This is a genomic window from Streptomyces sp. NPDC006602, assembly GCF_042870385.1.
GTDB lineage: Bacteria > Actinomycetota > Actinomycetes > Streptomycetales > Streptomycetaceae > Streptomyces.
The window spans coordinates 24,603-49,017 of the sequence record NZ_JBIAHG010000004.1; the positions used below are offsets into that span (position 1 = coordinate 24,603).

At 72.0% G+C, this 24,415-nt stretch carries 21 protein-coding genes and 2 pseudogenes; 7 read left to right on the plus strand and 16 right to left on the minus strand.

Going from position 1 to position 24,415, the window contains the following annotated elements:
* Nucleotides 1–55 precede the first annotated feature (55 nt).
* From ACFYO2_RS12460 to ACFYO2_RS12475, 4 genes are all read right to left on the minus strand, one after another.
* Nucleotides 56–829, minus strand: coding sequence for a TIGR04222 domain-containing membrane protein (locus ACFYO2_RS12460; protein WP_388347662.1), 774 nt, complete (start codon nt 827–829; stop codon nt 56–58).
* A gap of 96 nt (nt 830–925) precedes the next feature.
* Entirely contained in the window at nt 926–1,708 is a 783-nt protein-coding gene (locus tag ACFYO2_RS12465) for a DUF4142 domain-containing protein (protein WP_388347664.1), read from the minus strand.
* A gap of 524 nt (nt 1,709–2,232) precedes the next feature.
* Complete coding sequence (locus ACFYO2_RS12470) at nt 2,233–3,543, minus strand: DUF692 domain-containing protein (protein WP_388347666.1); 1,311 nt, start codon at nt 3,541–3,543, stop codon at nt 2,233–2,235.
* Between the two features lie 358 nt (nt 3,544–3,901).
* The gene (locus ACFYO2_RS12475; RefSeq protein WP_388347667.1) at nt 3,902–4,633 is read right to left on the minus strand and encodes a peptidyl-tRNA hydrolase; all 732 of its coding nucleotides are present in this window, start codon (nt 4,631–4,633) and stop codon (nt 3,902–3,904) included.
* A gap of 44 nt (nt 4,634–4,677) precedes the next feature.
* On the opposite strand from ACFYO2_RS12475, the gene ACFYO2_RS12480 reads away from it, so the two are divergent.
* The gene (locus tag ACFYO2_RS12480) at nt 4,678–4,857 is read left to right on the plus strand and encodes a hypothetical protein (protein ID WP_388347669.1); all 180 of its coding nucleotides are present in this window, start codon (nt 4,678–4,680) and stop codon (nt 4,855–4,857) included.
* On the opposite strand, the pseudogene ACFYO2_RS12485 reads toward ACFYO2_RS12480, so the two are convergent.
* From ACFYO2_RS12485 to zapE, 9 genes and pseudogenes are all read right to left on the minus strand, one after another.
* Nucleotides 4,799–4,978, minus strand: a pseudogene (locus ACFYO2_RS12485) (hypothetical protein); the annotation flags it as partial. The gene ACFYO2_RS12480 and the pseudogene ACFYO2_RS12485 sit on opposite strands and share 59 nt — an antisense overlap.
* Before the next feature lie 31 nt (nt 4,979–5,009).
* Nucleotides 5,010–6,524 (minus strand): FAD-dependent oxidoreductase, encoded by a 1,515-nt coding sequence (locus ACFYO2_RS12490; protein ID WP_388347671.1) that lies wholly within the window; start codon nt 6,522–6,524, stop codon nt 5,010–5,012.
* A 28-nt stretch (nt 6,525–6,552) separates the two neighbouring features.
* Entirely contained in the window at nt 6,553–7,434 is an 882-nt protein-coding gene (locus tag ACFYO2_RS12495; protein ID WP_388347673.1) for a PPK2 family polyphosphate kinase, read from the minus strand.
* A 20-nt stretch (nt 7,435–7,454) separates the two neighbouring features.
* Nucleotides 7,455–8,858 (minus strand): PhoX family protein, encoded by a 1,404-nt coding sequence (locus ACFYO2_RS12500; protein ID WP_388347675.1) that lies wholly within the window; start codon nt 8,856–8,858, stop codon nt 7,455–7,457.
* A 93-nt stretch (nt 8,859–8,951) separates the two neighbouring features.
* Complete coding sequence (locus ACFYO2_RS12505) at nt 8,952–9,776, minus strand: slipin family protein (protein ID WP_388347677.1); 825 nt, start codon at nt 9,774–9,776, stop codon at nt 8,952–8,954.
* A 121-nt stretch (nt 9,777–9,897) separates the two neighbouring features.
* Nucleotides 9,898–11,382 carry a SulP family inorganic anion transporter gene (locus ACFYO2_RS12510; protein WP_388347678.1) on the minus strand — a complete coding sequence of 495 codons (1,485 nt, stop codon included), beginning with the start codon at nt 11,380–11,382 and terminating at the stop codon, nt 9,898–9,900.
* Between the two features lie 8 nt (nt 11,383–11,390).
* Nucleotides 11,391–11,969, minus strand: coding sequence for a carbonic anhydrase (locus ACFYO2_RS12515; protein WP_388347680.1), 579 nt, complete (start codon nt 11,967–11,969; stop codon nt 11,391–11,393).
* Nucleotides 11,970–12,051: 82 nt separating this feature from the next.
* Nucleotides 12,052–12,444: a hypothetical protein gene (locus ACFYO2_RS12520; RefSeq protein ID WP_388347682.1), complete on the minus strand. Its 393-nt coding sequence runs from the start codon at nt 12,442–12,444 to the stop codon at nt 12,052–12,054.
* Between the two features lie 194 nt (nt 12,445–12,638).
* Nucleotides 12,639–13,727, minus strand: coding sequence for a cell division protein ZapE (zapE, locus tag ACFYO2_RS12525; RefSeq protein WP_388348581.1), 1,089 nt, complete (start codon nt 13,725–13,727; stop codon nt 12,639–12,641).
* A 271-nt stretch (nt 13,728–13,998) separates the two neighbouring features.
* Here zapE and ACFYO2_RS12530 point away from each other — a divergent pair, with 271 nt between their 5' ends.
* From ACFYO2_RS12530 to msrB, 4 genes are all read left to right on the plus strand, one after another.
* Nucleotides 13,999–14,865, plus strand: a complete 867-nt coding sequence (locus tag ACFYO2_RS12530) for a pyrimidine reductase family protein (RefSeq protein WP_388347684.1) — start codon at nt 13,999–14,001, stop codon at nt 14,863–14,865.
* Between the two features lie 249 nt (nt 14,866–15,114).
* A complete protein-coding gene (locus ACFYO2_RS12535; RefSeq protein ID WP_388347686.1) occupies nt 15,115–15,588 on the plus strand; it encodes an indole-3-glycerol phosphate synthase in 474 nt (157 codons plus the stop codon).
* 180 nt (nt 15,589–15,768) lie between these two features.
* The gene (gene murC / locus ACFYO2_RS12540; protein WP_388347688.1) at nt 15,769–17,160 is read left to right on the plus strand and encodes a UDP-N-acetylmuramate--L-alanine ligase; all 1,392 of its coding nucleotides are present in this window, start codon (nt 15,769–15,771) and stop codon (nt 17,158–17,160) included.
* A 13-nt stretch (nt 17,161–17,173) separates the two neighbouring features.
* Nucleotides 17,174–17,581 carry a peptide-methionine (R)-S-oxide reductase MsrB gene (msrB, locus tag ACFYO2_RS12545; protein ID WP_388347690.1) on the plus strand — a complete coding sequence of 136 codons (408 nt, stop codon included), beginning with the start codon at nt 17,174–17,176 and terminating at the stop codon, nt 17,579–17,581.
* Nucleotides 17,582–17,589: 8 nt separating this feature from the next.
* Here the strand turns inward: msrB and ACFYO2_RS12550 are convergent, their stop codons facing one another.
* Nucleotides 17,590–18,633, minus strand: coding sequence for a LacI family DNA-binding transcriptional regulator (locus ACFYO2_RS12550; RefSeq protein WP_388347692.1), 1,044 nt, complete (start codon nt 18,631–18,633; stop codon nt 17,590–17,592).
* Nucleotides 18,634–18,895: 262 nt separating this feature from the next.
* Between ACFYO2_RS12550 and ACFYO2_RS12555 the strand changes: the two genes are divergently transcribed.
* Nucleotides 18,896–19,957 carry a glycoside hydrolase family 5 protein gene (locus tag ACFYO2_RS12555; protein WP_388347694.1) on the plus strand — a complete coding sequence of 354 codons (1,062 nt, stop codon included), beginning with the start codon at nt 18,896–18,898 and terminating at the stop codon, nt 19,955–19,957.
* Nucleotides 19,958–20,178: 221 nt separating this feature from the next.
* Here ACFYO2_RS12555 and ACFYO2_RS12560 read toward each other — a convergent pair whose 3' ends face one another.
* Nucleotides 20,179–21,174 carry a YbhN family protein gene (locus ACFYO2_RS12560; protein ID WP_388347696.1) on the minus strand — a complete coding sequence of 332 codons (996 nt, stop codon included), beginning with the start codon at nt 21,172–21,174 and terminating at the stop codon, nt 20,179–20,181.
* 443 nt (nt 21,175–21,617) lie between these two features.
* Between ACFYO2_RS12560 and ACFYO2_RS12565 the strand changes: the two genes are divergently transcribed.
* Complete coding sequence (locus tag ACFYO2_RS12565) at nt 21,618–23,123, plus strand: glycoside hydrolase family 3 N-terminal domain-containing protein (protein WP_388347698.1); 1,506 nt, start codon at nt 21,618–21,620, stop codon at nt 23,121–23,123.
* A gap of 19 nt (nt 23,124–23,142) precedes the next feature.
* Here the strand turns inward: ACFYO2_RS12565 and ACFYO2_RS12570 are convergent.
* Nucleotides 23,143–24,412: pseudogene (locus ACFYO2_RS12570) on the minus strand (glycosyl hydrolase).
* Between the last annotated feature and the right edge of the window lie 3 nt (nt 24,413–24,415).

Here is a 24,415-nt window from a genome sequence, read left to right on the forward strand (position 1 = left end):
AAGGCAAGCACCGCCCGGCCGGTGTCGGCCCCAATGCCTCCGTGCGCCCCCTGCGCTATTCGCGCCGGAGTTGACGCTCGTCGTGGGCGAAGGCCGCGCGCAGGTCGGGTTCGCCGATCGCGCGGACGCCGTGGACGGCGACGAAGGTGAGATCCGTACGCTCGCCCCCGCCGGAGCGCCGGGTGAGGGCGCCGAGGAGTCGCTGGCCGGCCGGGGAGGCCCAGCGCGAGTACGGGTGGACCTCGATCCGCGCGATGGCGAGGCAGCTGAGGGTGAGCGCGAGCGGGAGCCCGAACCAGAGGGCGACCAGATGCCGCGGCATGTCCGACTGGGCCGGCGTCAGCAGCGCGGTCGCGCCCAGCACGACGACGGCCACCACGGCGAGCTGCACCTGCCGGACCCCGGCCGCGACGCCCGCCCGGGCGCCGTCGGGCACGGCGAGCCCCGCGCGGACCAGCCGGTCGGCGATGCCGCGCACCGCGTCCGTGGCGGCGGCGGTGGCCCGTACCGGCGCGATCCGCGACTGCCCCTCCGGCCCGATGGCCCCTATGACCGACCGCTCCATGTCGTCCCGACCGCGTGGGTCGACCACGGTCGCCCAGCCGGTGTGGGCGAGGAGCAGTCGGCGCTGGCGTGCCATGGAGACGAGCGTCAGGTCGGCCACCCGTCCGGGGCCGCCGGACAGGAACGCGGCCTCGTACAGCGTCAGATGGTGTACCCGGCCCGCGTCCGCGTCGACGGCCGCCGCGCGTACGGCGGCCAGGCAGAGCCGCGTACACGCCGTACCGGCGGCGGCCCAGGCCAGCAGCAGGAGAAGGACCCAGAACATGTGGATTTTCTATGCGACCGGGTCCGGGTGCGCCATGCCTTGTTCACCATCCGGACCGAGCGTTGCCGGTATGTGACGTTCCGGAGGGCTGTGTGGTCACTGATCCGGCGAAGGCGGCGGGCTGGTGGCGGGCGGGGGGAGCGAGTAGCTCGGGGATGCCGGTGGGGCCACCGGGATCGCCGGGCTCGGGTCGGCGGTCGGGCCGGGCGGGGCCGGGGAGTTGGTGATCGGGGGAGTGGAACCGGCGGCCATGTCCTGGGCGAGGGCGTCGAAGTCGACGTAGCCCGTGGCCTCCAGGACCTTGATGTGGTCCAGCACGGTCGTGTTCGCGTCGTCGGCGAGGGCGCGGACCAGGGAGTTGCGGGTGCTGGCGCGCACCTGGGCGACGACCGAGAACACCTTGCCGTGCGCCAGCCGCAGGATGTTGGCGAAGTCCCGGTCGTACTCCAGGCCCTGTGCGGTGGTCAGCGTCGCCAGCCACTGCTTCTGCTGCTCGTTGGGCTCGTTGGGCAGTTCGAGACCGAGTTCGGACGCGACGTCGCGCACGCGTTCGTCCAGGAACGCGTGTCCTTCGATCAGGTGCTGCCCGGCCGTCTTCATGGCCTGGGTGGTGCCCTTCTGCTGCGCCTGCCGGCCCGCCGGCAGCTCCCACAGGCCGGCCAGCCGGACCTTCGTGATGAACTCGCGGTCGAGCCCGGACAGCGGGCCGTACTTCGTCGACACGGTCTGGGCGTTCAGCACGTCCAGCCCCGTCCCGGACCGGTCGGAGTACGACCAGATCGGGAAGATCAGCGCCACGAGGGTCGCGGTCAGGCCGGTGATGATGAGACCGGTGCCGGTGAATATGCCTCTGCCGTTGATGGGGGGTCGCGGTCGCATGGTGCCTCCTGGTGCGGCACCGCACGCTAGTGGGTTTCAGGTGCGGGGTTGACATGTTACTTCGGGGTCTACGCCAACTGCCGTACAGGGGGGAATGGTTGTATCGGGGGCGATACGGGGCTGACGGGGGAGAGGGAGTGGGGTGCATAAGGGGGTGAATGGGGGCGAAGTGCGGGCTGGGTGTGCGCTGTTGTTGAGTGGTGTTAATCCCGGCACAGTCGAGGGTGGGGGGTGCGCCTAGTCGGGGGCGGGTCGTGCCGTAGGGGGGCGACGGTTTGCCGGTGCTGCGGCTGGGGGTGGTGAGACGCACAGCCCGGCGTGAACGGGGCGCCGCCCGCGCCCACCCGTGCCGCCCAGGGCGGCACGATTGCCGGCGGATGACGGGCTTGGCTGCCCGCGGGTTGGTGGGCTCGGGGTGTCCGCGCGTTGAGGGGCCGGCGTGCCTGTGGATCGACGGGTGGGGTTGTCGTGTCGGCCCCGATCGGCGGGCCCGGTGCCCGCCGGCCGGCTGGTGAGGACTTTGCTCAGCGGCGCAGGAGAACCCGGCGTGTCGCTCGGGCCAGTCTCACCGTTGGGCGTTGTGCGCGCGGTGTCGGACCCGATCGGTCCAGCCACCACTCGCGTAGCGCCCGCCGCGCCGCCGCGTCCTCCAGGTGCCCGGCGAGGAGTACGTGTTCGGCGAAGGCGAGGGCGTCGTGGCGGTAGCCGGCGGTCATGGGGTGACCGGGCGCGTAGGCGAGGAAGGCGGGGCGGTAGGCGGTGCCGAGGATCACCGGGAGTTCCGGGGCGATCTTGGCGACGACGTCCGCCCGCTTTCCGGCGAGGGCCCGTGCCTGCACGCCCAGCCGTACCCGGTCGAAGCCCTCCGGTACGGGTGTCCCGGCGACCAGCGCGGACAGCAGTGCCGTCTGGGCGAGGCCGAGGCGCTGGCGGGTGAGGTCGTCGTCGGCGGCGGGAGCCGGGGCCGAGGGGGAGTGGGCGGTCGGCTCGTCGGCGGGCGCGGGCTTCGCGCCGCCCTTGTCCAGCGCCTCCCGTATCGCCCCCAACTCCCCTTCCAGCTCAGCCGGTTCGGGGAAGTTCTCGTCCCGCTCCAGCAGGACGCCCGGCGGGCACACCCGGGACGCGAGGTCGGTGAGGATGTCGAGGACCGGGCGCGGGACGGGGTGGGCGTGGCTGTCGTGCCAGACGCCGTCGCGCTCGAAGCCGCCCGCGACATGGACGTACGCGATGGCCTCCAGAGGCAGTTCGGCGAGCGCCTCGGCCGGGTCCTCGCCGCGGTTGACGTGGTTGGTGTGCAGGTTCGCCACGTCGATCAGCAGGCGTACGCCGGTCCGGTCGGCCAGCTCGTACAGGAACTGCCCTTCGGTCATCTCCTCGCCGGGCCACGAGATGAGCGCGGCGATGTTCTCGACGGCGAGCGGTACGGGCAGCGCGTCCTGCGCGATACGGACGTTCTCGCACAGCACGTCGAGGGCGTCCCTGGTGCGCGGCACGGGCAGCAGATGGCCCGCCTCCAGGCGCGGGGACGCCGTCAGCGGCCCGCCCGCCCGGACGAACGCGATGTGCTCGGTGATCAGGGGCGAGCCCAGTGCCTGGGCGCGCTCGGCGAGGGCCGTCAGGCGCGCCTCGTCGGGGCGGTCGGCGCCGCCGAGGCCGAGCGAGACGCCGTGCGGGACGACCGTGACCCCGCGCTCGCGCAGCCGCAGCAGCGAGTCGGGGAGGTGTCCGGGGCACAGGTTCTCGGCCACGACCTCGACCCAGTCGATGCCGGGCATGCGCTCCACGGCGTCCGCGATCTCGGGCCGCCAACCGATGCCCGTTCCCAGTCGCTTCATGGTCCCCTCCTCGGCTTCTCCGGATCCGCGGTGCCGCCCCTTCGGGCGTGACGGGGGTATGGCCCCGCCGGGCGAACCCGAACCCCTCCGTACGCTCCTTCAGAGCAACATTTGAGGTTCGGACCCGGTGGGCCACGTCACCGACCGACCCAACGCGTGATGACGAGGGCCGTAGCGTGGATACCAGGCAAAGGGCCTCCCGGAGCCACGGACCGACTGGTCGTTGGGCAGATGGTGCTCGGCCCGTGCCAGAAAGTACGCACGAACCGCCCGGCGTGTTCAAAACCGCTCGGCATGACCACCGCCTACATCAACCGGACCGGGTGACCTCCACGAAGGGGGCTGTGGTCGGGGTGCCTTACTCGCGAAATCCGAGGCGCAGCGCCGGGTGGTCCGCGACCACCGTGCAGGATCCGGGGGCGATCTCGGTGAAGCCCGCGTCCCGCACCAAGGGCAGTCCGCTCGTGGTGAGTTCGTTCCAGCGGCCTGGGTCCGCGGTGCGCACGGCCAGCGGGAAACCGGCGTCACGCCACCCCGCCCGCTCCTGCTCCGACAGCTCCCACCAGGCGAGTTGGGCAGCGTGACCGGCCTGCGCCATCGCTTTGCCCGCCGACATGTCCAGCTCCGGGTTCATCCACAGCACGGGCGCCCCCGCCTCCGCCTCCACCGGCGGTTCCGGGTCGTCGAGATCCGTGCCGGAGACCTGGAGCTTGGCCAGCTCCTTGGGCCAGCCGTCCAACGGCACCGGCGGGAAGACCCGCACCTGAGCCGACTTGCCCGTGACGGTGACGCCGGGCAGTGTCTCGGCCCGCCGCCACTCGGCGCCCCGGGCCCGACGCACGACCTTGCGGATCCGGGCGTCCTGCCATGCGTGCACGGCTTGGGCCCATTCGCCGTCCCCGAGAGACCGTTCGTCGCTGAGTATGACGAGCACGGCGCGGGCGGCGGTCTCCAGAGCGTCGGTCCGGGCCGGAGGGGTGCCGCGCTCGATACGGACGACGAGCGGCAGCACGAACTGCGGCGCGCTGTCGCGTGCGCTGGGCTCGGACCGGAAGGGGTTTTCGTTGACGGGCGTCGACTCATTGCTCACCCGCACAGTCTGCCAACCCGGCGACGGGAACCTACCCTGGGCTCATGAGCGAGGACTACTGCACGATCCGCGAGGCGACGACGCCGCCGAAGGCGGACGGGCCGCCGTACGCGGAGTGCGTGCTGTGCCGCAAGCCCACGGAGTACCCGGAGTCCTACAAGGGGATCACCCTGTGCCCGGTGTGCGAGTGGCAGGAGGCGCAGCGGACGGCCTGCTCGGGCTGAACGCCGCGTCCCCGACCAGCTCCGACATCTTCAGGAACCGGTACCCCCGCCTCCGCGGCTCCGGCACGATCGCGCGCACGGCCCGTTCGGTCGTCGGCGCACCACTGCGCGTGCAGTGCAGTGTGCCTCAGCGGCGCTGAGAGGTCACCCGCTCAGACGTCCCGCTGCTCCAACGGCCGCGTCGCCGGTCCCTGGACCACCTTGCCGTCCGTGTCGAAGCGGGAGCCGTGGCAGGGGCACTCCCACGCGTGTTCGGCGGCATTGAACGCGACCAGGCAGCCCATGTGGGTGCAGCGCGGGGAGAGGGCGTGCAGGTGGCCGGCCTCGTCCCGGTACACCGCGAGCCGGTCGCCGTCGGCGCGGACGACGGCACCCTCGCCGAGCGGCAGCGCCTCGACCGGTGGCGGAGGCCGCAGCCGGTCGCCGACGAAGTGGCGGGCGACCTGCGCTTGGTGCTTGAGGAACGACGGGGCCTCGCGGACGGTCGAGCGCAGGCGGCGCGGGTCGTACAGCTCGCTCCACGCGCACTCCTCGCCGGTGATCAGTGCCGTGAGGAGGCGGCCGGCCATCATCCCGCCGCTCAGGCCCCAGCCGCCGAAGCCGGTGGCGACGTAGGTGTGGTGCGCGCCCGGGTGCATCGGACCGACGAGCGGCACGGTGTCGGTGGGATCGTTGTCCTGCGTGGCCCAGGCGTAGGTGAGGGTGACGTCGGGGAAGTGCTCGGCGGCCCAGTCGGACAGGTGCTGGAAGCGGGAGCGGGTGTCGCCGGTGCCGGGCGTGAAGTGCTCCCCGGTGACGATGAGCAGCCGGTCCTCGCCGTGCGGCGCCGTACGCACCGACCGTGTGCCCTCGTCCGGCGTGATGTACATGCCGTCCGGGTCCTGGTCGGCGCGGATGGTCCCGGCGACGACCAGCTCGCGGCGCGGGGACAGCCGGGTGAACAGCAGGGCGCGGTCGAAGACCGGGTAGTGCGTGGCGACCACGACGTCCCGGGCCCTCACCCTCGCCCCCGAGTCGGTGGTCAGCCGGCAGGGTTCACCCTCCTCCAGGCCCACCACCGTCGTGTGCTCGTACACCTGCCCGCCCTGGGCGACCAGGTCGTCGGCCAGGGCCAGCAGGTACTTGCGCGGATGGAACTGCGCCTGCCCGGTGACCTTCACCGCGCCCGCCACGGGGAACGGCAGCCCGGTCTCCGTGACGAAGGAGGCGGGCAGTCCCGCCTCCCGAGCGGCGGCCGCCTCGGCACGCAGTTCGTCGGTCCGGCCAGGGTCGCAGGCGTAGGTGTACGCGCTCCGGCGTTCCCAGTCGCAGTCGACGCCCAGCTGCTGAGCGGTCTCCGCGGCGCGCTCGATCGCCTCGGACTGTGAACGGGCGTACAGCCGGGCCCCCTCCGGGCCGCGGGTGTGCCGCAGCTTGTCGTAGATCAGGGTGTGCAGGGCGGTGAGCTTGGCGGTGGTGTGGCCGGTGACGCCGGCCGCCACCCGGTCGGCCTCCAGCAGCGCCACGCGCCGCCCGGCCCGCGCCAGCTCCCACGCCGTGCTGAGGCCGGCGACTCCGGCGCCGATCACGGCCACGTCGACGTCGAGGCCGTCCGCCAGTGCGGGGCGGTCCGGGCCCGGCGCGGTCTGAAGCCAGTACGAGCCGCTGACGTGCGGGTTCTCGGTCATGTGGGCCGGGTACCCCGTCCGGCCCGGTTCACTGCGCGAGCAGCCGCCCGCGGCACCCGGCAACGTCGAAGTCGGGCTTCGGGTACTGCGGGTCCAGCTCCCGCAGGTGCTCCAGGAGCAGCCGGCCCACCGCCCAGTTCCGGTACCACTTGTGGTCCGACGGGATCACGTACCAGGGGGCGTACGACGTCGAGCAGCGCTCCAACGCGATCGAGTACGCCTCCTGGAACGCGGGCCACAGCGCGCGGTCGTCGATGTCGGACGGGCTGAACTTCCAGTGCTTGTCCGGCCGGTCGAGGCGTTTGAGCAGACGGCGCCGCTGCTCCTCGTAGGAGATGTGCAGGAAGCACTTGATCACGGTGGTGCCGTCGTCGGCGAGGGTCTTCTCGAAGCGGTTGATCTCGTCATAGCGGCGCTCGATCTCCTCGCGCGGGGCGAGCTCGCGGACGCGGGCCACCAGGACGTCCTCGTAGTGCGAGCGGTCGAAGATGCCCAGCTCACCGGGGCGGGGGAGGGACTGCTCGACGCGCCACAGGAAGTGGTGAGCCCGCTCCTGTTCGGTGGGCGCCTGGAACGCCCGGACACGGCAGCCGGACGGGTTGCAGAAGCCGATCACGTGCTTGATCGTGCCGCCCTTGCCGCTGGTGTCCATGCCCTGCAGGACGAGCAGGACCCGGCGCCGGTCGCCCGCCGTGCTTGCCGCGAACAGGCGTTCCTGCAGGTCGGCGAGGTGCTCGCCCATGCGGCTGGTGGCCGCCTTGCCCGCGGACTTGTCCCCGGGGCCGAGAGGGACGGAGTCGGTGTCGTAGGAGGACAGATCGACCCGCTCGCCGCCCGGCACGCGCAGCAGCTCACGGAGACCGGCCTTCCTTTTCTCACGGGACTTCCGCCGGGAGTCCTTCTCGGCCACGGGGCACCCCTTCCGGTCGGCTACCTACGCCACGGCCCCGTCACCGCGAACGTCGTCCCGGGCGTGTAGCAGTTGACGTACATCGTCTCGCCGTCCGGGGAGAAGGTCACTCCGGCGAACTCGCCCCACTCCGGCGCCTCGGGCGTACCGATGTTCTGGCGGCCGCGGGCCATCGCGTAGACCTCGCCGCGACGGGTGACGCCGAAGACGTGCTGGGCGCCGTTGCCGTCCTCGCAGACCATCAGGCCGCCGCTGGGGGCGAGACAGATGTTGTCCGGGGACTCGCCGGGCAGCTGGACGTCCGTGTCCGGGCCGAAGACGATCACCAGGGTCAGACGGCGCTCCGCCGGGTCGTAGCGCCAGATCTGCCCGAAGTGGTCGGCCGCCGAGCCCTCGGCGCTGTGCGCGAACGACGACACGAAGTACACCGACCGCCCGCCCCAGTAGCAGCCCTCCAGCTTCTGCGCGTGCGTGATGCCCTTCGGGCCGAAGTCCTGGAGGCGGACGGGGGTTTCGGTGGCGAGCGGGTCCGGTACGTCGACCCACTCGACGCCGTCGAAGCGGGCGCCGGTCTCCTGGATCGAGGACAGGTCGGGTACGCCGGGCACGCGCATCGCCTGGAGCCGGCCGCCCTTGCGCAGCGAACCGGGGCCGCCCAGCGGCTTCTCGGGCAGGAAGCGGTAGAAGAGGCCGAAGGGCTTGAGGAAGGCGTCCTCGGTCTCGTAGACGATGCCCCGCTTCGGGTCGACGGCGATCGCCTCGTGCTGGAAGCGGCCCATGGCGGTCAGCGGTACGGCGCCGGAGCGGTACGGGTCGACCGGGTCGACCTCGAAGATGAAGCCGTGGTCCTTGGTGTAGCCGTTGGTGCCGGCCTTGTCCTCGGTCTCCTCGCAGGTCAGCCAGGTGCCCCACGGGGTCGGCCCGCCCGCGCAGTTGACGGCCGTACCGGCGATCGCCACCCGCTCGGACAGCACCCTGTTGCGGGGGTCCAGCGTCAGCGCCGTACAGCCGCCCTTGCCGGCCGGGTCGTACGTCAGGCCCTTGACCGTCGGGACGGCGAGCGTGGCGGTGGCGCGGTTCTCGTGGTTGCGGACCAGGTGGACCTGTCCGTGTCTGCCCGCGAAGGCCGACATTCCGTCGTGGTTGGAGGGCACCTTGCCCTCGCCGGAGCGCAGCGGGTCGCCCTCGCGGGAAAGGACGCGGTAGCGGAAACCTTTCGGCAGGTCGAGCAGACCCTTCGGGTCGGGGATCAGCGGGCCGTAGCCGGTATGGCCCAGGGACTGTGCGGCGGCGGTGCCCGCGAAGAGTTCGGAGAGGTCTCCGGCGAAGGCGATCGAGACGCCCAACAGGCCTGTGCGTGCGAGCATCTGACGGCGTGTCGGTTTCGACGAGTCAGCGGTCGGGGCGGAGGTGGTCTCGGACATGGGGCAGCAACCTTCCTGCTGGCGGACAGGAGCCTGTGACCCCGCTGTGTCTACCACCTACCGACGGCCTCGGGAACCACGCGCGTAGACGTGTCACCTTCCGAGTTGCTTCTCGGACGACGGCTCGGTCGACTGCTCGGCAGGCGCGCCGGCGCCCGGTTGCTGGGCCCGCTCCAGGAACCGCAGCAGCTCCACCGGGAACGGCAGCACCAGCGTCGAGTTCTTCTCGGCGGCGACCGCCACCACCGTCTGCAGCAGCCGCAGTTGGAGGGCGGCGGGCTGCTCCGACATCACCCCGGCGGCCTCGGAGAGCTTCTTCGACGCCTGGAGTTCCGCGTCGGCGTTGATGATCCGGGCCCGCCGCTCACGGTCCGCCTCCGCCTGTCGGGCCATGGACCGCTTCATGGTCTCGGGCAGCGACACGTCCTTGATCTCGACCCGGTCGATGGTGACCCCCCACTCCACGGCCGGGCTGTCGATCATCAACTCCAGCCCCTGGTTGAGCTTTTCGCGGTTCGACAGCAGGTCGTCCAGATCACTCTTGCCGATGATCGAGCGCAGGGAGGTCTGCGCCATCTGGGAGACCGCGAACTTGTAGTCCTCGACGCGGACGAGCGCGTACGCCGCGTCGACCACCTTGAAGTACACGACCGCGTCCACGCGCACCGTCACGTTGTCCCGGGTGATGCCCTCCTGGGCCGGCACCGGCATCGTGACGACCTGCATGTTCACCTTGTGCAGCCGGTCCACGAACGGGATGATCAAGGTGAATCCCGGCGGTCGCACCTCACCGGCGAGCCGCCCGAGCCGGAAGACCACCCCGCGCTCGTACTGCTTGACGACCCGCGCCGCCGAGGCGATGTAGACGACCCCGGCACAACCGGCGGCGATGCCCGCCGCCAACAGTTCCTCGAGCATCCCGGCCTCCTCGTCGAGAGGTCCGCTGTGTCTGCTCCTGCAACGATATGCCCGGTGCCCGGTCCGGGGCCACGATGGGCCCCGGACCGGGCACGTGTGCTTGGGCGGCGGTCACCGGCACTTACGCGGCGGTCACCGCATTCACCGCGGCGGTCACCCGCACGGGTTCCGTGCCGACCGCGCTGTGCCGCTCGGCCCAGTTCTCCAGGGCCGTACGGCAGGCGTGGTCGAGGTGGTGCAGCCCGGACAGGTCCAGCTCGACCGGGCGGTCCTGGGGCAGCGCCTCCAGGCTGTCGAGGATCTTCGGCAGCCTGAGGAAGGTCGCGTTGCCCGACAGGTACGCCTGGACGGGCCCGGCGCCCTTGTCGATGACCTCCAGCTTGATGTGCGAGGCCTCCCAGGCGGTCTTGACGACCGCCAGCGCGAGACCGATGAGCACACCCTCGAACATGCTGACCGCGACGATCGACACGGCCGTGACGACCAGGATCAGCGCCTCGCCGCGGTGCTCGCGCCACAGCGACACGATCTCCCGGACGGGGATGAGCTTGGCGCCGGCGTGCACCAGGATGCCCGCCAGGGCCGGGATCGGTATGTAGGCCAGGACCGACGGCAGCAGGGCCGCGAACAGCAGCAGCCAGACGCCGTGCATCACGCGGGACGCCTTCGTCTTCGCGCCCGCCTGGACGTTCGCCGCGCTGCGCACGATCACCGCGGTCATCGGCAGCGCGCCGAGCATCCCGCAGATCGCGTTGCCCGTGCCCTGTGCCACCAGTTCCTTGTCGTACTCGGTGCGCGGTCCGTCGTGCAGCCGGTCGACGGCCGCCGCGCTGAACAGCGACTCGGCGGACGCGATCAGCGTGAAGGCGACGATCGTGCCGAGCACGCCGATGCCCGCGAGTTCGCCGAAGGCGCCCATGGACGGCGGCTGGATGGAGCCCAGCAGCCCCTTCACCTCGACGGTGGCGACCGGCAGCGAGAAGACCAGGGCGGCGAGGGTGGCGAGGCCGACGGCGGCGAGCGGTCCGGGGACCGTGCGCAGCTGCTTCGGCATCCGCTTCCACAGCACGAGCACCGCGATGGTGCCCGCGCCGAGGCCGAGCGAGGCCAGCGACCCGGTGTCCTGGACGGCGTCGGCGAGCGCCCCGGGCAGCCCGGCCATTTTGCCCAGGCCCGAGGCCGGGGCCTCGGCGTCCGCGACCGAGTAGAGCTGTCCGGCGATCAGGACGAGCCCGATGCCGGCCAGCATGCCCTCGACGACGGAGACCGAGATGGCGCGGAAGTAGCGCCCGAGCTTCAGGGTGCCCATGAGGATCTGCAGCAGACCGGTCGCGAGGACGATCACGCCGAGCACGGGAAGGCCGTACTCCCGCACGGCCTCGAAGACGAGCACGGTCAGGCCCGCGGCCGGTCCGGAGACCTGCAGGCTGCTGCCGCGCATGAGACCGGTGACGATGCCGCCGACGATGCCGGTGACCAGGCCCAGCTCGGCCGGGACGCCGGAGGCGACGGCCACGCCGACGCACAGCGGGAGGGCGACGAGGAAGACGACGAGGGAGGCGGCGAAGTCCTGCCGCAGATACGGGAACTTGGTTCGCTGGTCCATGGCGGCCCTCACAGTGCGCGGAAGGAGTCGGAGGACACGTCGTGGGTCAGCACTGACCCCGTGTGTACCTCGTAGTACCAGGCGTGGAGGTTGAGTTGCCCGTCCGTCAGCTTCTTGTCGATGAAGGGGTACGAGCGCAGTCGCAGGATCTGCGCGAGGACGTGGCTCTGCACACCGTCGGCCACGGCCGGGTCCTCGGCCGCGCCCGCGGGGCGGGGAGTGGCGTGCGTGAGCCAGTCGCGCACGGCCGGTACGGAGGTCAGGTCGTCGCCGCGGACCAGGGCGCCGACGGCGCCGCAGTGCGAATGCCCGCAGACCACGATGTCGTTGACGCCCAGCACCTCCACCGCGTACTCGATGGTGGCCGCCTCGCTGGTGGGGTGATCGGAGGCGTACGGCGGGACGATGTTGCCCGCGGTACGCAGCTCGAAGAGCTCGCCGGGGCGGGCGCCCGTGATCAGTGCCGGGACGACCCGGGAATCGGAGCAGGTGATGAACAGGACCTGCGGAGACTGGCCTTCGGCCAGTCTGGCGAACTCCTCAGGGCGCTGTCCGAACGTGCGGGCGTTGTCGATGAGGGGCTGCATGTGTGGTGACTCCTCCTGGCGCGCCACAACGGCGCGTCGGGCTTACACGACAGAGGTGGGGGGGGATGGGACTGCTCTGCTGTCAGCAGCGGAAGACCTGAAGTGCGGCCGGGGAATGGGCCGTCGAGGGTCTGGACAGCCGGAAGGCGCCGGGCGCGACAGGTTTGGGTGCGGCCGCCTGATCCTGAGCCGGCCGGGGGCGCTCGGGCCCCTCAGGGGCGAAGTCGACGGCGCGGTGCCGGTCGCGGGTGCGCAGGGGACCGGTCGGGTCCTCGGCGGGGTCGCACTGGCGGTGCGTGACGGACTCGTCGCGCAGCGCCTTGCCGGAGAGCTTGGTTCCGGGCTGGGCTTTGGCCTCTGCATGACGGGCTGTGTGCGCGGATGCGAAGGACGCGGTGGGTGCGAAGAACTGGAGGGCGAGCAGGACGGCGGCGAGGGTCGCTACCACGGTCCGTACCGTCGTACCTCGGAACATCCGCCCTCCTCCGGGTAGTTCGCGCCCCAGGCCCTTCTCTAGCTCAGGCCAACGATTGGTCAATGGCTGGTCAAGAAACACATTAACCCTGCAAAGTTGTTTGCAGGGTTAACTTAACGTTTCGACCTGAAGAGAGGCTGAAGCGTGCGGGGTGGTTGGCGCGAACCGTCTCTTGATCTTGTGGAGTTCGTGAGCTAGGACCGGTCCTCGGAGGGCTCGACCAGGCTCTTGGCGTCGCGGGCCAGGGCGGTGAGGCGGGAGATCGCCCGGAAGTACTTCTTGCGGTAGCCGCCGTTCAGCATGTCCTCGCTGAAGAGTTGGTCGAAGGGCAGGCCCGAGGCCAGGACAGGGACCTCGCGGTCGTAGAGCCGGTCCGCGAGCACCACGAGCCTGAGGGCCGTCGACTGGTCGGGGACCGGCCGCACGTCGGTGAGGCAGACCGCCTTCAGGTCGTCGGTCAGGGCGCCGTAGCGGCTGGGGTGGACGCGGGCGAGGTGGTCCAGGAGCTGCGGGAAGCCGTCGAGGGAGGCGCCCGGCGTGCGGTGCGCGGCCTTGGTGACCTGCTCGTCGGTGAACGGCGCCGGAGCCTCGGGCAGGCCGCGGTGGCGGTAGTCCTCGCCGTCGATGCGCAGGGAGCGGAAGTGCGCGGACAGGCCCTGGATCTCGCGGAAGAAGTCGGCCGACGCGAACCGGCCCTCGCCGAGCTTGCCCGGCAGGGTGTTGGAGGTGGCGGCGAGCGCGACACCCGCGTCGACGAGCTTGCCGAGCAGGGTCGATACCAGGACGGTGTCGCCGGGGTCGTCCAGCTCGAACTCGTCGATGCACAGGAGACGGTGGCCGGAGAGGGTCTGGACCGTCTTCTGGAAGCCGAGGGCGCCGACCAGGTTCGTCAGCTCCACGAAGGTGCCGAACGCCTTCAGCGCGGGCTCTGCCGGGGTGGCGTGCCAGAGGGAGGCGAGCAGATGGGTCTTGCCGACGCCGTAACCGCCGTCGAGGTAGACGCCACGGGGGCCGGCCGGGGTCTTCGGCGCCTTGCCCTTCCCCAGGCCAAGGAAGCCGCGCCTGACCTTGCCGGCGCCCGAGGCGTGCGCCCCGCCGAGCCCGGCCGCGAAGCCCTCGAGGACGCGCACGGCCTCGGTCTGGCTCGGCTGGTCGGGGTCCGGGATGTACGTCTTGAAGCGCACCGAGTCGAACCGCGGCGGCGGCACCATCTCGGCGACCAGCCGGTCCGCGGGGACATACGGCTCACGGGCGCACAGGGACAGCGGGGCGGTGTCGGCCATGGGGCCGAATCCGGACGCGGCGGGGGAGGTAGGCACGGTTACCCATGCTAGGGCCTGCCCGGCGGGTCCGGCCGGACAGGGGCACGCGGTGCCGGGCCGACAGGGCCGGGCGGGGCCTGGGGCGGGCGGCCGCGAGGCGGCGGAGGGAGTCGGGAGTGGGGGAGTCGGCGACCGACGACAGCGCGGCAGACGCGCGTGCCGGGCCCCGCGGCCCCGCGGCCCCGGCGGGACCCGCCGGGGAGGTCCAGGGGATCGTGCCACACTGCAGAACATGCGACGCCTGTTCCCTGTGACTGACGAAACAGTGGCCCGGACCCCGGCTGAGGCTCCTATTGAGGAGGGGGCGGGGGGTGATGGTGCCGGTGGGGTCGGCCGGGCTCACCTGGTCGACCGGGAGTGGAGTCTCGTCGAGCTGGCCGCCGCCTATGCGTACCCCGAGCTGGGACCGCAGGGAGCGGCCGGTGCCGGTGGGCCGGAGGTCTGGCTGCGCGCCAACATGGTCTCCACGCTCGACGGCGCCGCCCAGCACGACGGCCGTTCCCAGCCCATCTCCAGCGCCGCCGACATGCGGATCTTCGGCATGCTGCGGGCCCTCGCGGACGTGGTGATCGCCGGCGCGGAGACGGTGCGCCAGGAGGGGTACCGGCCCGCACGCGCGCGTGCCGAGTTCGCGGAGATGCGGGAGGCGGCCGGGCAGGGGCCCGTACCGGCGATCGCGGTGGTCAGCGCGAGCCTGAACCTGGACTTCTCGCTCCCGCTCTTCACCTCGCCCCAGGTGCCCACCCTGATCCTGACGGGAGCCGCGGCGGCCCCGGACCGGATCGCGGCGGCCGAGAAGGCGGGCGCCCGGGTGGTCGTAGCCGGTGACGGCGTCGGAGTCGAGCCCGCCCGTGCCGTACGGGCCCTCGCCGAACTCGGACACACCCGGCTGCTCACGGAGGGCGGCCCACGGCTGCTCGGCCAGCTGGTGGCCGCCGGTGTGCTCGACGAGCTCTGCCTGACCGTGGCCCCGATGCTCAGCGCGGGCAATGCGCAGCGCATCGCGGGCGGACCCTCGGTCGCGGTTCCGCAGCGGTTCGCACTGGCGTCCCTGCTGGAGGACGAGGGTTTCCTCTTCAGCCGCTACCGACGGCCGTGAGTCCGACCGCCGAGTCCGACCACCGGGCCGGACCGCCGAGTCCGACCGACGAGCCCGACTGGTCCCGAAAAGGGTTCGATCGCCCCCTTCGGTACCGACTCGGCGGAATCTGTCGTTCCGTTTAGGTTTCGACGGGCACACTGAAACCGGCAGTACCCGTGCGATCGCGGGGCAGGATGGTTTCCGCAGGGCTCGCACGGCCCACGGAGGAGAGAGGGCCGGACGGCTTTCCAAGGAGAAGGGGCGCTGGTGTTCACAAGCGTTTTGATGATCGAGAAGGCCCTTACGTCCGCCGACGTGGAGTTCGTCACCACCTTGCACGGGGACGAGCCGGTCGCCTTCCATGTGCTGCTGCAGCCGCGCGGGGACCAGGCGGACCGGCTGCTGCGGGCCATCGACGACGTCGCGCTCGGCGAGATCGACGAGGCCGCCCGGGAGCGGGAGGTGCCGGAGGGCGACGAGGCGAGAGGGCCGGGAGAGCAGGCGCTCGACGTGTCGCTGCGGGCCCTGCGGGCGGCCGGCAGTGAGGCGGAGGGGCGGCTGATCGAGGCGCATCCGCTCGACGCGCTGAAGTCCCTGGTCGGCGAGATCGACGCGGACGAGGTGATCGTGCTGACGGATCCCCACTACGTGGAGGAGTTCTTCCATCGGGACTGGGCTTCGCGGGCGCGGCACAAGGTGGGGGTGCCGGTGTTGAAGCTGTTCTCGCACAGCAAGGCATAGTTCTTCGGGGGCTGGTGCGTGGGGGGCTGGTGCGCCCACGCGGCGGAGCCGCAGATCGGCCCAGCGCCCGCGCCCCTGAGGCCGGCACAGTCACCGGCACTGCTGAAATAGGCTGGAGGCGCGTTCTCTTCCCGGGGACGCGTTCATTCATCTTCGTACCGCATCTTGGGAGACACACTCATGGCACCCGGCCTTCCTACCGCCATGGACCGACCGCACTTCATCGGCATCGGCGGGGCCGGGATGTCGGGGATCGCGAAGATCCTCGCGCAGCGCGGCGCGAAGGTGGCGGGGAGTGACGCGAAGGAGTCCCCGACTGCGGAGGCGCTGCGTGCGCTCGGCGCGACCGTGCACATCGGGCACGCGGCGGAGCACCTGGCGGACGACGCCACCTGCGTCGTCGTCTCGTCGGCGATCCGGGCCGACAACCCGGAGCTGGCCCGGGCGGCGGAGCTGGACATTCCGGTGGTCCACCGGTCGGACGCGCTGGCCCGGCTGATGGACGGTCTGCGTCCGATCGCGGTGGCGGGCACGCATGGCAAGACCACGACCACGTCGATGCTGGCCGTGTCGCTGAGCGAGCTGGGCCTGAAGCCTTCGTACGCGATCGGCGGCGATCTGGACGCGCCCGGCTCCAACGCACTGCACGGCGAGGGCGAGATCTTCGTCGCCGAGGCGGACGAATCGGACCGCAGCTTCCACAAGTACGCGCCCGAGGTCGCCATCGTCCTGAACGTCGAGCTCGACCACCACGCCAACTACGCCTCCATGGACGAGATCTACGAGTCCTTCGAGACGTTCGCGGGCAAGATCGTGCCCGGTGGCGCGCTGGTGATCACGGCGGACCAGGAGGGCGCGCGGGAGCTGACGCGGCGGCTGGCCGGGTCGGTGCGGACGGTGACGTACGGCGAGTCGCCGGACGCCGACGTGCGCGTCCTGTCCGTCACGGCGCAGGGCCTGAAAAGCGAGGTCAGCGTCCTGCTGGACGGCGAGGAGCTCACCTTCGCCGTCTCCGTCCCCGGCCGTCACTACGCGCACAACGCGGTGGCCGCGCTGGCGGCGGGCGTGGCACTCGGCGTCCCGGCCGCCGAGCTGGCCCCGGCGCTGGCCGCGTACACCGGTGTGAAGCGGCGCCTCCAGCTGAAGGGCGAGGCGGCGGGCGTCCAGGTCATCGACTCCTACGCACACCACCCGACGGAGATGACGGCGGACCTGGAGGCGATGCGCGCGGCGGCCGGTGACGCCCGGATTCTGGTCGTCTTCCAGCCGCACCTCTTCTCCCGGACGCAGGAACTCGGCAAGGAGATGGGCCAGTCCCTGTCGCTGGCCGACGCGTCGGTCGTCCTGGACATCTATCCGGCTCGCGAGGACCCGATCCCGGGCGTGACGAGCGAGCTGATCATCGAGGCGGCGCGGGTCGCGGGCGCGGACGTGACGCCGGTGCACGACAAGGGCACGGTGGCGGAGGTCGTCGCGGGAATGGCGAAGGCCGGTGATCTCGTTCTCACCATGGGCGCGGGGGACGTGACGGACCTCGGCCCGCAGATTCTGGACCGTCTCGCACAGAAGTAAGGGGTTGGCCTTCATGTCGTACGACGTCGAGAAGCCGGACGAGCAGTGGCGCGCGGAGCTGACCCCGTCCGAGTACGCCGTGCTGCGGCAGGCCGGTACGGAACCCGCCTTCGTCGGTGAGTACACGGACACCAAGACCGAGGGCGTCTACTCCTGCCGTGCCTGCGGCGCCGAACTCTTCACCTCCACCACGAAGTTCGAGTCCCACTGCGGCTGGCCGAGCTTCTACGACCCGCGTGACTCGGACGCGGTGGAGCTCATCCAGGACCGGTCGCACGGGATGGTGCGGACCGAGGTGCGGTGCGCCCGGTGCGGGTCGCACCTCGGGCACGTCTTCGAGGGGGAGGGCTACCCGACCCCCACGGACCAGCGGTACTGCATCAACTCCATCTCGCTGCGGCTGACCCCCGCCGCGGAGTGACCTGACGGTCAGCGCGGCGCCGCGGTGCTGTTCCTGACGATCAGGCGGGTCGGAACGAGGTCGGTCCCGGGCCGAGGTTCGCCGTGGGTGCGGATCTGGTGGAGAACACCCTGGACGCAGCGGCGGCCCACCTCGGCGAAGTCCTGGTGGACGGTCGTGAGGGGCGGGACGAAGAACGCCGCGTCGGGGATGTCGTCGAAGCCGACGACGCTGACGTCTTCGGGGACGGACAGGCCGCGTTCGTGGAAGGCGCGCAGCAGGCCCAGGGCCATCTGGTCGTTGGCGGTGAACACGGCCGTGCAGTCGGGTTCGTCGGCCAGCGCCAGGCCGGCCGCGTAGCCGGACTCGGCCGTCCAGTCGCCGTGCAGGGGCGGCGGCACCGGGCACCCGGCCTCCTCAAGGACCGCACGCCAGGCCTGGGTGCGGCGCTGGCCCGCGAACGAGGTCTCGGGGCCCGTCACGTGCCACACGGTCCGATGGCCCAGGTCGAGCAGGTGCCGTACGGCCCTCCTCGTGCCGTCGGCCTGGTCGGTGTCGACCACGCTGTGGCGGTCCCCGGCATCCGAGTCCACGACGACGACATGGACTCCGGGCGGCAGTTGGACGGTGGCGGCGTCGAGCAGATGGATCTCCATGATGACGATGACGGCGTCCACGGCCAGCTCGCCCATGCGTGTGAAGGCCCCCAGCACGTTGTCCTGGGTCGGGACGTCTACGGGGATCAGGGTGATCGCGTACCCCTCGGCCGCGGCGTGCGTGGCGATCGCCTCCACGGTGCGGCTGTTGCCCGTCGAGGACAGGCTGAAGAGGATCACGCCGATGGTGTTGAACTGGCCGTAGCGCAGGGCGCGTGCGGCGCTGTTGGGCCGGTAGCCCAGCTCGCGCATCGCGGCGAGCACCTGCTCCCGGGTCGAAGGGATCACTCCGGGATGGCCGTTGGAGACCCGCGAGACCGTCTGGGACGAGACGCCCGCGAGCCTCGCGACATCGGCCATGGAGACGCGCTGCTTGCGGCGCCCGCCGGGCACCCCCGAGCCGCCCCGTTCCACCACTGGTGCCTCCTTCGACGCGGGTCCAGACCCTGTTGCGTAACGCACCGGATGTTACGTGTGGGAAACCTTGACGGCCGCTGGGTCGGGTGTCACGATTCCGGCGCCGCCACGTTTACGTAAACATCGCCCGGGACCCCGAGCCCGACCGGACTCCGTGCCTGACCGGAACCTCCGACCCCGCCCGGGGACCCCGGGCCCGAGACGCAGCCCCACGTTGCCGCCGAGCATGTTTACGTAAACATGATCCTGAAAGGGCACGTCGATGCGCAAGACCCCCACCAGAACCCGCTTCACGCCCCGGCTGCGTACCGCCTTCGTCGCGGTCGCGATCGCCGCGATCAGCGGCACGACCCTCGCCGGCAGCCCCGCCTCGGCCGCCGCGCCGAGCACTGACACGACCCAGTTCAAGGGCGTGAACTGGGCCGACCCGCGCGACAACTTCGCCGACGACCTCCTCCAGCTGTCCGGTCTGTCGACCTCCGACAGCTACGCCCAGACCTACACCAAGGCGAGCCGGATCATCTCGGCGTTCCGCGCGAACCTGGGCGCCAACACCGTGCGGCTGCCCATCAACCCGTACACGGTCAACGGCAGTTACTGGAAGTCGTACCGCGGGGTCATCGACGCCGCGTCGGACCGGGGCTTCAAGGTCATCGTGTCCTACTGGGAGGGGACGGGCGCCCAGAAGGACGGCTTCATCGACGACGAGGCCACCTACTGGCCGATGTGGAACACCGTCGTCAAGACCTACAAGAACAACAGCCGCGTCTTCTTCGAGCCGATGAACGAGCCGCACGGCTACACCGACACCGAGTGGGCCGACATAGCGGCGAAGTGGCTCGCGACCTACCCGTCGGTCCCGCGGGGCCGGGTCTTCGTCAGCGGCGCCGGCTACAACGACCACGTCACCTCGGTCTGCGCCGACCCGCGCCTGAAGGGCACCTACCTGTCGCTGCACCACTACGGGTTCTGGAAGGACTACGCCACCTACGACCAGTGGGTGGCCGACCTCAAGGTCCGCATCGGCGACTGCGCGAACCGGACCGTCGCGGACGAGTTCGGATCCCCGATGACCACCGGCCTGAACTACAACGTTCCGACACCGGACAACAACTTCGTCAATTACCTTCAAGCCGTCACCGACACCTTCCGCGAGCTGAAGATGGGCTCCGTCTACTGGCCGGGCCTGCGCACCGACGACACCTACTCGCTGCAGACCCTGACCGGCACCACGGCCCGCCCCTGGTTGGCCACCACCAACCAGTCCGGTGCCGACCGGCTCGCCTGGGCCTGGGGGCGCGGCACGCCCGTCAAGCAGCCCTGACCCGGCCCGCCCGGCTCTCGGTGACCCCCGTGATCCTGACGCGGGGGTCACCGCCGCGTGCGGCAGAATCCCGGTCGTGAAGATGACCGCCCGCGCCCTGCCGCTCTGATCGAGATGGGCCGCAAGCGCGGGCGGGACATCCGCCTCGTGCACCCCGCGCACACCACGATGGACTGCGCGCACTGAGCCAAGAATCCCCGCCCTTCAAGGGAGGGGAGGATTCAAAGCACCTTGCGGTGGACGAGCGCCGACAGGACGAGGGCGCCCGGCAGCAGCGGCAGCCAGATCGTCACCACGCGGTAGCCGATGACGGTCGCCGTGGCCAGGCTCACGGGCGCTCCGAGCGCGGCCAGGGCGAAGACCAGGGCGGCGTCCACGGGGCCGATGCCGCCCGGCGCGGGGACGGCCCCGGCCAGCGCGCCGGCGGCGAGGAACGCGAGGGTGACCTGTGCCCAGGTCAGCGGCAGGCCGAGTGCGGCGCCGACCGAGGCGATCACGCTCGCCTGGAGGAGCGGGGTGGCGGCGGCCCCGCCCCAGAGGGCGAGGGCGCGGGCGGGCCGGGTGTGCAGCAGCCGGGCGTCGGTCAGGGCGGTGCGTACGAAGGTGAGGGCGGGGCGGCGCAGCGGGGGTACGGCCGCCATGAGCAGGACCGGTGCCACGAGGCCGAGCGTCATGGCCCCGGCGGCCAGCAGCAACGTTCCTTCGTCCGGGGCCAGTTGGCCCAGCCGCATCAGATCGGGGGAGGTCGCGAGGAAGACGAGGAGCAGCAGCGTCTTCGCGATCGGTCTGACCAGGACGTAGAGGGCGAGGGAAGCGGCGGCCCGGGGGAGCGGGATGCCCCGGCCCAGCAGGAAGCGCAGGGTGACCGCGTGGGCGCCCACGCTCGCCGGGAGCACGTGGTTCGCGGCGCCGGCGGCGAACTGCGACGCGAGCAGCAGTCCCGGCGGCAGCCGGTCGGGCAGGGCGCCCTGCCGTACGCAGGCGGCGGCCACCCAGCCGAGGCAGGTGAAGAACACCGCCGCCAGCAGCCACCAGGGGTCGGCGGCGGCCAGCCGGGCGACACCGTCGTACACGGTGTGCCAGTCGAACGCGGCCCATGCCCCGATCAGCAGGAGCGGGAGCAGGCTCAGCGCCCTGGGGAGGAGGCGCGCGGCCGCCTGTGAGCGGGTCGGGGCGGGGAGCGTTCCGTGGGGTCCGTCGAGCGGGAGCAGGGACACGGCGCACGTCGTCCTTCCGCGTGGGGGGGGGGGGGGGGGGGGGGGGGGGGGGGGGGGGCGGGGGCCGCGGGGGGGGGGGGGGGGGGGGGGGGGGGGGGGGGGGGGGGGGGGGGCGGGGGGCGCGCCCGCGCCGGGGCGCCCGCGCGGCGGGCGCCGGCCCCGGCCCCCCTTCGCCCGCCGGCGCGGCCCCCGGGGGGGGGCGGGGGGGGGCCCCACGGATCCGAGGCGATGCAGGAGCGGGACAGCAGGCGAGCAGGCGAGCAGGCGAGCAGTGGGGACCGCTGAGACTTTCCCGTTCGATGTGACGCCGTGGTGACCGGGAGCCGACGGGGCATGGGCGTGCGGCCGTCGGAAGTGAGTTTGCCCAGCGGGCCGGGGTCTCAGTCCCCGTGCGCACCCGGGTGTTGAATCGCTGATCCACCTGACTGTTGACTTTTGGCTTGATGAGCCAGAGGATTTCAGGGGTGAGCCACCCCGAAGGCGTGACCCTCAGCACCGCCGGCACCGCGCTCCCCGTCGACCTGGACGAGGCGGCCCATCGCTGTCTGGTCGCCGGATTCGACGGCACCACGGTCGTCCCCGACACCCTGAAACGCCTGGTCGACCGCGGTCTCGGCGCGGTCATCCTGTTCACCCGCAACGTGCGGGACGCGGAGCAGGTGCGCCGGCTCACCGACACCCTGCGGGCCCTGCGCCCCGACCTGCTCGTGGGCATCGACAACGAGGGCGGCGGCATCGGGCACCTGGTGAACGCCGGTGCCCCCGAGGTACCCGGCTCCTTCGCCCTCGGCGTCGCCGACGACCTCGGGCTGACCGCCCGGTGCGCCGACGCGCTCGCCGGGCACCTGGCGACCCTCGGCATCACCGCGTCCTACGCGCCCGTCGCCGACGTCCAGCACCTCCCGGACAACCCGATCGTGCGGACCCGCGCCTTCGGCTCCGACCCGGAGCTGGTGTCCCGCCACACGGCGGCCTGGATCGCCGCCACCGAGGCACGCGGCATCGCCTCCTGCGCCAAGCACTTCCCCGGGCACGGCGGCACCGTCACCGACAGCCACCACGAGATGGCCGTGGACCCGCGGCCGTACGACGAACTCGACCTCGCGCCCTTCCGGGCCGCCATCGCCACCGGTGTGCCGATGCTGATGAGCGCGCATGTCGTCTTCCCGGAGCTGGACGCCAACCGCCCCGCCACCCTCAGCCGCCGCATCCTGGGCGACCTGCTCCGCCACGAGCTCGCCTTCGACGGCGTCCTGGTCAGCGACGCGCTGGAGATGAAGGCGATAGCCGACCGCTACGGCGAGGCGGCCGGGGCGCGGATCGCCCTCGCGGCGGGCGCGGACCAGGTCATCGTCGCCGTACCGGACCTGGAGGTCACTCTCGGCTGCCGGGACGCCGTACTGGACGCGCTGCGGACCGGGATCCTGGCGGAGGAACGCGTCGGGGAGGCCGCGGGGCGGGTGCGCGGGCTCGCGGAGCGGTATGCCACCCCCGCGGCCGAGGTCGCCGCCTGGGACGCGGGAGCGGGGCTGGAGGTGGCCCGCCGGGCCGTACGGAGCGGCGGCGGGCCCGCGCCCGTGCGCGGCGCCCATGTCGTCGACCTGTTCCCGCCGCCGCATCCGGCGCTCAACTGGGGCGGCGAGGACCTGCTGACCGAGCTGCGCGCCGTCGACCCCACCGCGACGGGCACCTGCGTCACCGGAGAGCCCGCGGACCCGGCCGCCCTCGTCGACGGCATCGTGCGCCTGGCCCAGGGCACGCCCCTGGTCGTCGCCACCTGCGACGCCGGGCTGCACCCCTGGCAGGCGGGCCTGCGGGACGCCCTGCTGGCCCGGCGGCCGGACGCGGTACGCGTGGCCACCGGGCTGCCGGACGACGGCGCCCTGTGCTCGTACGGACGCGGGAAGGTGAACCTGCGGGCGGTGGCGGAGGCGCTGGCGGGGGTGTGACGTGCGGGGGGACGACGCCTTACGGCAGTCGTACGAGCTTCTTGATCCCCCGGGTCGTCAGGTAACCCTCGTCGTCCGACCGTGCGGCCAGTACCACCGCCGGACGGGCGCCTTCCGTGCGCAGCCGCATCCACGCCTCGAAGAACGCGCCCCCCGGACCGGACACGGAACGCGTGGCCGGCGTGCAGTCCAGGACCAGGGCGGTCGCACGCGGCGGGGGTGACGGCGGCTGGGCGCGCAGGTCGGCGACCGTGGCGGCGAGGGCGTCCGCGATGGGCTTGGGGCGGCCCGTCGAGTCGAACAGGCCCAGGGTGTACTCGAGCTCCGGATAGTCGGCCAGGGAGCGGTCCACGTCGTGGGAGCACCACCACGTCACGCCCCACAGGGTCGCGCACTCGGCCGCGTTCCGTACGGTCGCCCGTGCGAACTCAGGCGCGTCGGCGGCCGGGATGTGCGGCTCGGGCGCGCCCGTCTCCTGGACCCAGACAGGACGGGACGGGTCCTCGGCGTAGGCCGTGGCGAGTTCCGTGCCGTACTCGGCGAGGTGGTGCACCTGCGGGGAGCGGGCTCCGTAGCGGCGGGCGCAGTCGCCCGAGAACACCCAGGGGTGCACGGTGGTCAGATCGCCCTTACGGGCCGAGGCCTCCGGGGTGAAGGGGTGCCCGTCGCCGTACCAGGCGGCGTCGTACGCGGAGTGCGTGACCAGGTGGCCGGGGCGTACGCCCGCGCGGGCGGCGGCCAGCAGGGTGTCGAGGTAGTGGTCGACCTCCTGCACCGTCACCGGGTTGTGCTCGACCAGGTTGTTGAGCTCGTTGCCGAGCTGGAGACCGATCAGGTTGGGGCGGTCGGCGAGGGCCCGGCCCAGCGTGCGCAGGAGCTCGGCCTGCGCCTCGATGGCCTCCGGGTCGGTGAACACGTTGCGGTGGTGCCAACTGCGCGTCCACTCCGGGTAGAAGTCGAAGCTGGACAGATGGCCCTGCACGCCGTCCACCAGGACGTCGAGGCCCGCCTGAGCCGCCAGGTCGACGAGCCGGACCAACTGGTCGACAGCGGCGGAGCGGATGAGCGTGCGGTTGGGCTGCAGGAGCGGCCAGAGATGGAAGACGCGGACGTGGTCGAGGCCGAGCCCGGCTATCTGGTCCAGGTCTTCCCGCGCGTGCACGGCGTCGAAGTCGTGCCAGGAGTGGAACCAGCCGCGGCGGGGCGTGTAGTTCACGCCGAATCGGAGCGTACGGATGGGATCCTCCTCGGGGCCGGGGCTTGTCCTGCGCGAATGTATCAACCACCATAGT

Excerpts from the sequence above, each read along its gene's own strand:
- ACFYO2_RS12555 (WP_388347694.1), top strand. The coding sequence starts at position 18,896 with ATGCGCAAGACCCCCACCAGAACCCGCTTCACGCCCCGGCTGCGTACC.
- ACFYO2_RS12480 (WP_388347669.1), top strand. The coding sequence starts at position 4,678 with ATGAGCGAGGACTACTGCACGATCCGCGAGGCGACGACGCCGCCGAAG.
- ACFYO2_RS12515 (WP_388347680.1), bottom strand. The coding sequence starts at position 11,969 with ATGCAGCCCCTCATCGACAACGCCCGCACGTTCGGACAGCGCCCTGAG.
- ACFYO2_RS12465 (WP_388347664.1), bottom strand. The coding sequence starts at position 1,708 with ATGCGACCGCGACCCCCCATCAACGGCAGAGGCATATTCACCGGCACC.
- ACFYO2_RS12510 (WP_388347678.1), bottom strand. The coding sequence starts at position 11,382 with ATGGACCAGCGAACCAAGTTCCCGTATCTGCGGCAGGACTTCGCCGCC.
- murC (WP_388347688.1), top strand. The coding sequence starts at position 15,769 with ATGGCACCCGGCCTTCCTACCGCCATGGACCGACCGCACTTCATCGGC.
- ACFYO2_RS12520 (WP_388347682.1), bottom strand. The coding sequence starts at position 12,444 with ATGTTCCGAGGTACGACGGTACGGACCGTGGTAGCGACCCTCGCCGCC.
- zapE (WP_388348581.1), bottom strand. The coding sequence starts at position 13,727 with ATGGCCGACACCGCCCCGCTGTCCCTGTGCGCCCGTGAGCCGTATGTC.
- ACFYO2_RS12530 (WP_388347684.1), top strand. The coding sequence starts at position 13,999 with ATGCGACGCCTGTTCCCTGTGACTGACGAAACAGTGGCCCGGACCCCG.
- msrB (WP_388347690.1), top strand. The coding sequence starts at position 17,174 with ATGTCGTACGACGTCGAGAAGCCGGACGAGCAGTGGCGCGCGGAGCTG.
- ACFYO2_RS12565 (WP_388347698.1), top strand. The coding sequence starts at position 21,618 with ATGAGCCAGAGGATTTCAGGGGTGAGCCACCCCGAAGGCGTGACCCTC.
- ACFYO2_RS12505 (WP_388347677.1), bottom strand. The coding sequence starts at position 9,776 with ATGCTCGAGGAACTGTTGGCGGCGGGCATCGCCGCCGGTTGTGCCGGG.
- ACFYO2_RS12470 (WP_388347666.1), bottom strand. The coding sequence starts at position 3,543 with ATGAAGCGACTGGGAACGGGCATCGGTTGGCGGCCCGAGATCGCGGAC.
- ACFYO2_RS12460 (WP_388347662.1), bottom strand. The coding sequence starts at position 829 with ATGTTCTGGGTCCTTCTCCTGCTGCTGGCCTGGGCCGCCGCCGGTACG.
- ACFYO2_RS12500 (WP_388347675.1), bottom strand. The coding sequence starts at position 8,858 with ATGTCCGAGACCACCTCCGCCCCGACCGCTGACTCGTCGAAACCGACA.
- ACFYO2_RS12490 (WP_388347671.1), bottom strand. The coding sequence starts at position 6,524 with ATGACCGAGAACCCGCACGTCAGCGGCTCGTACTGGCTTCAGACCGCG.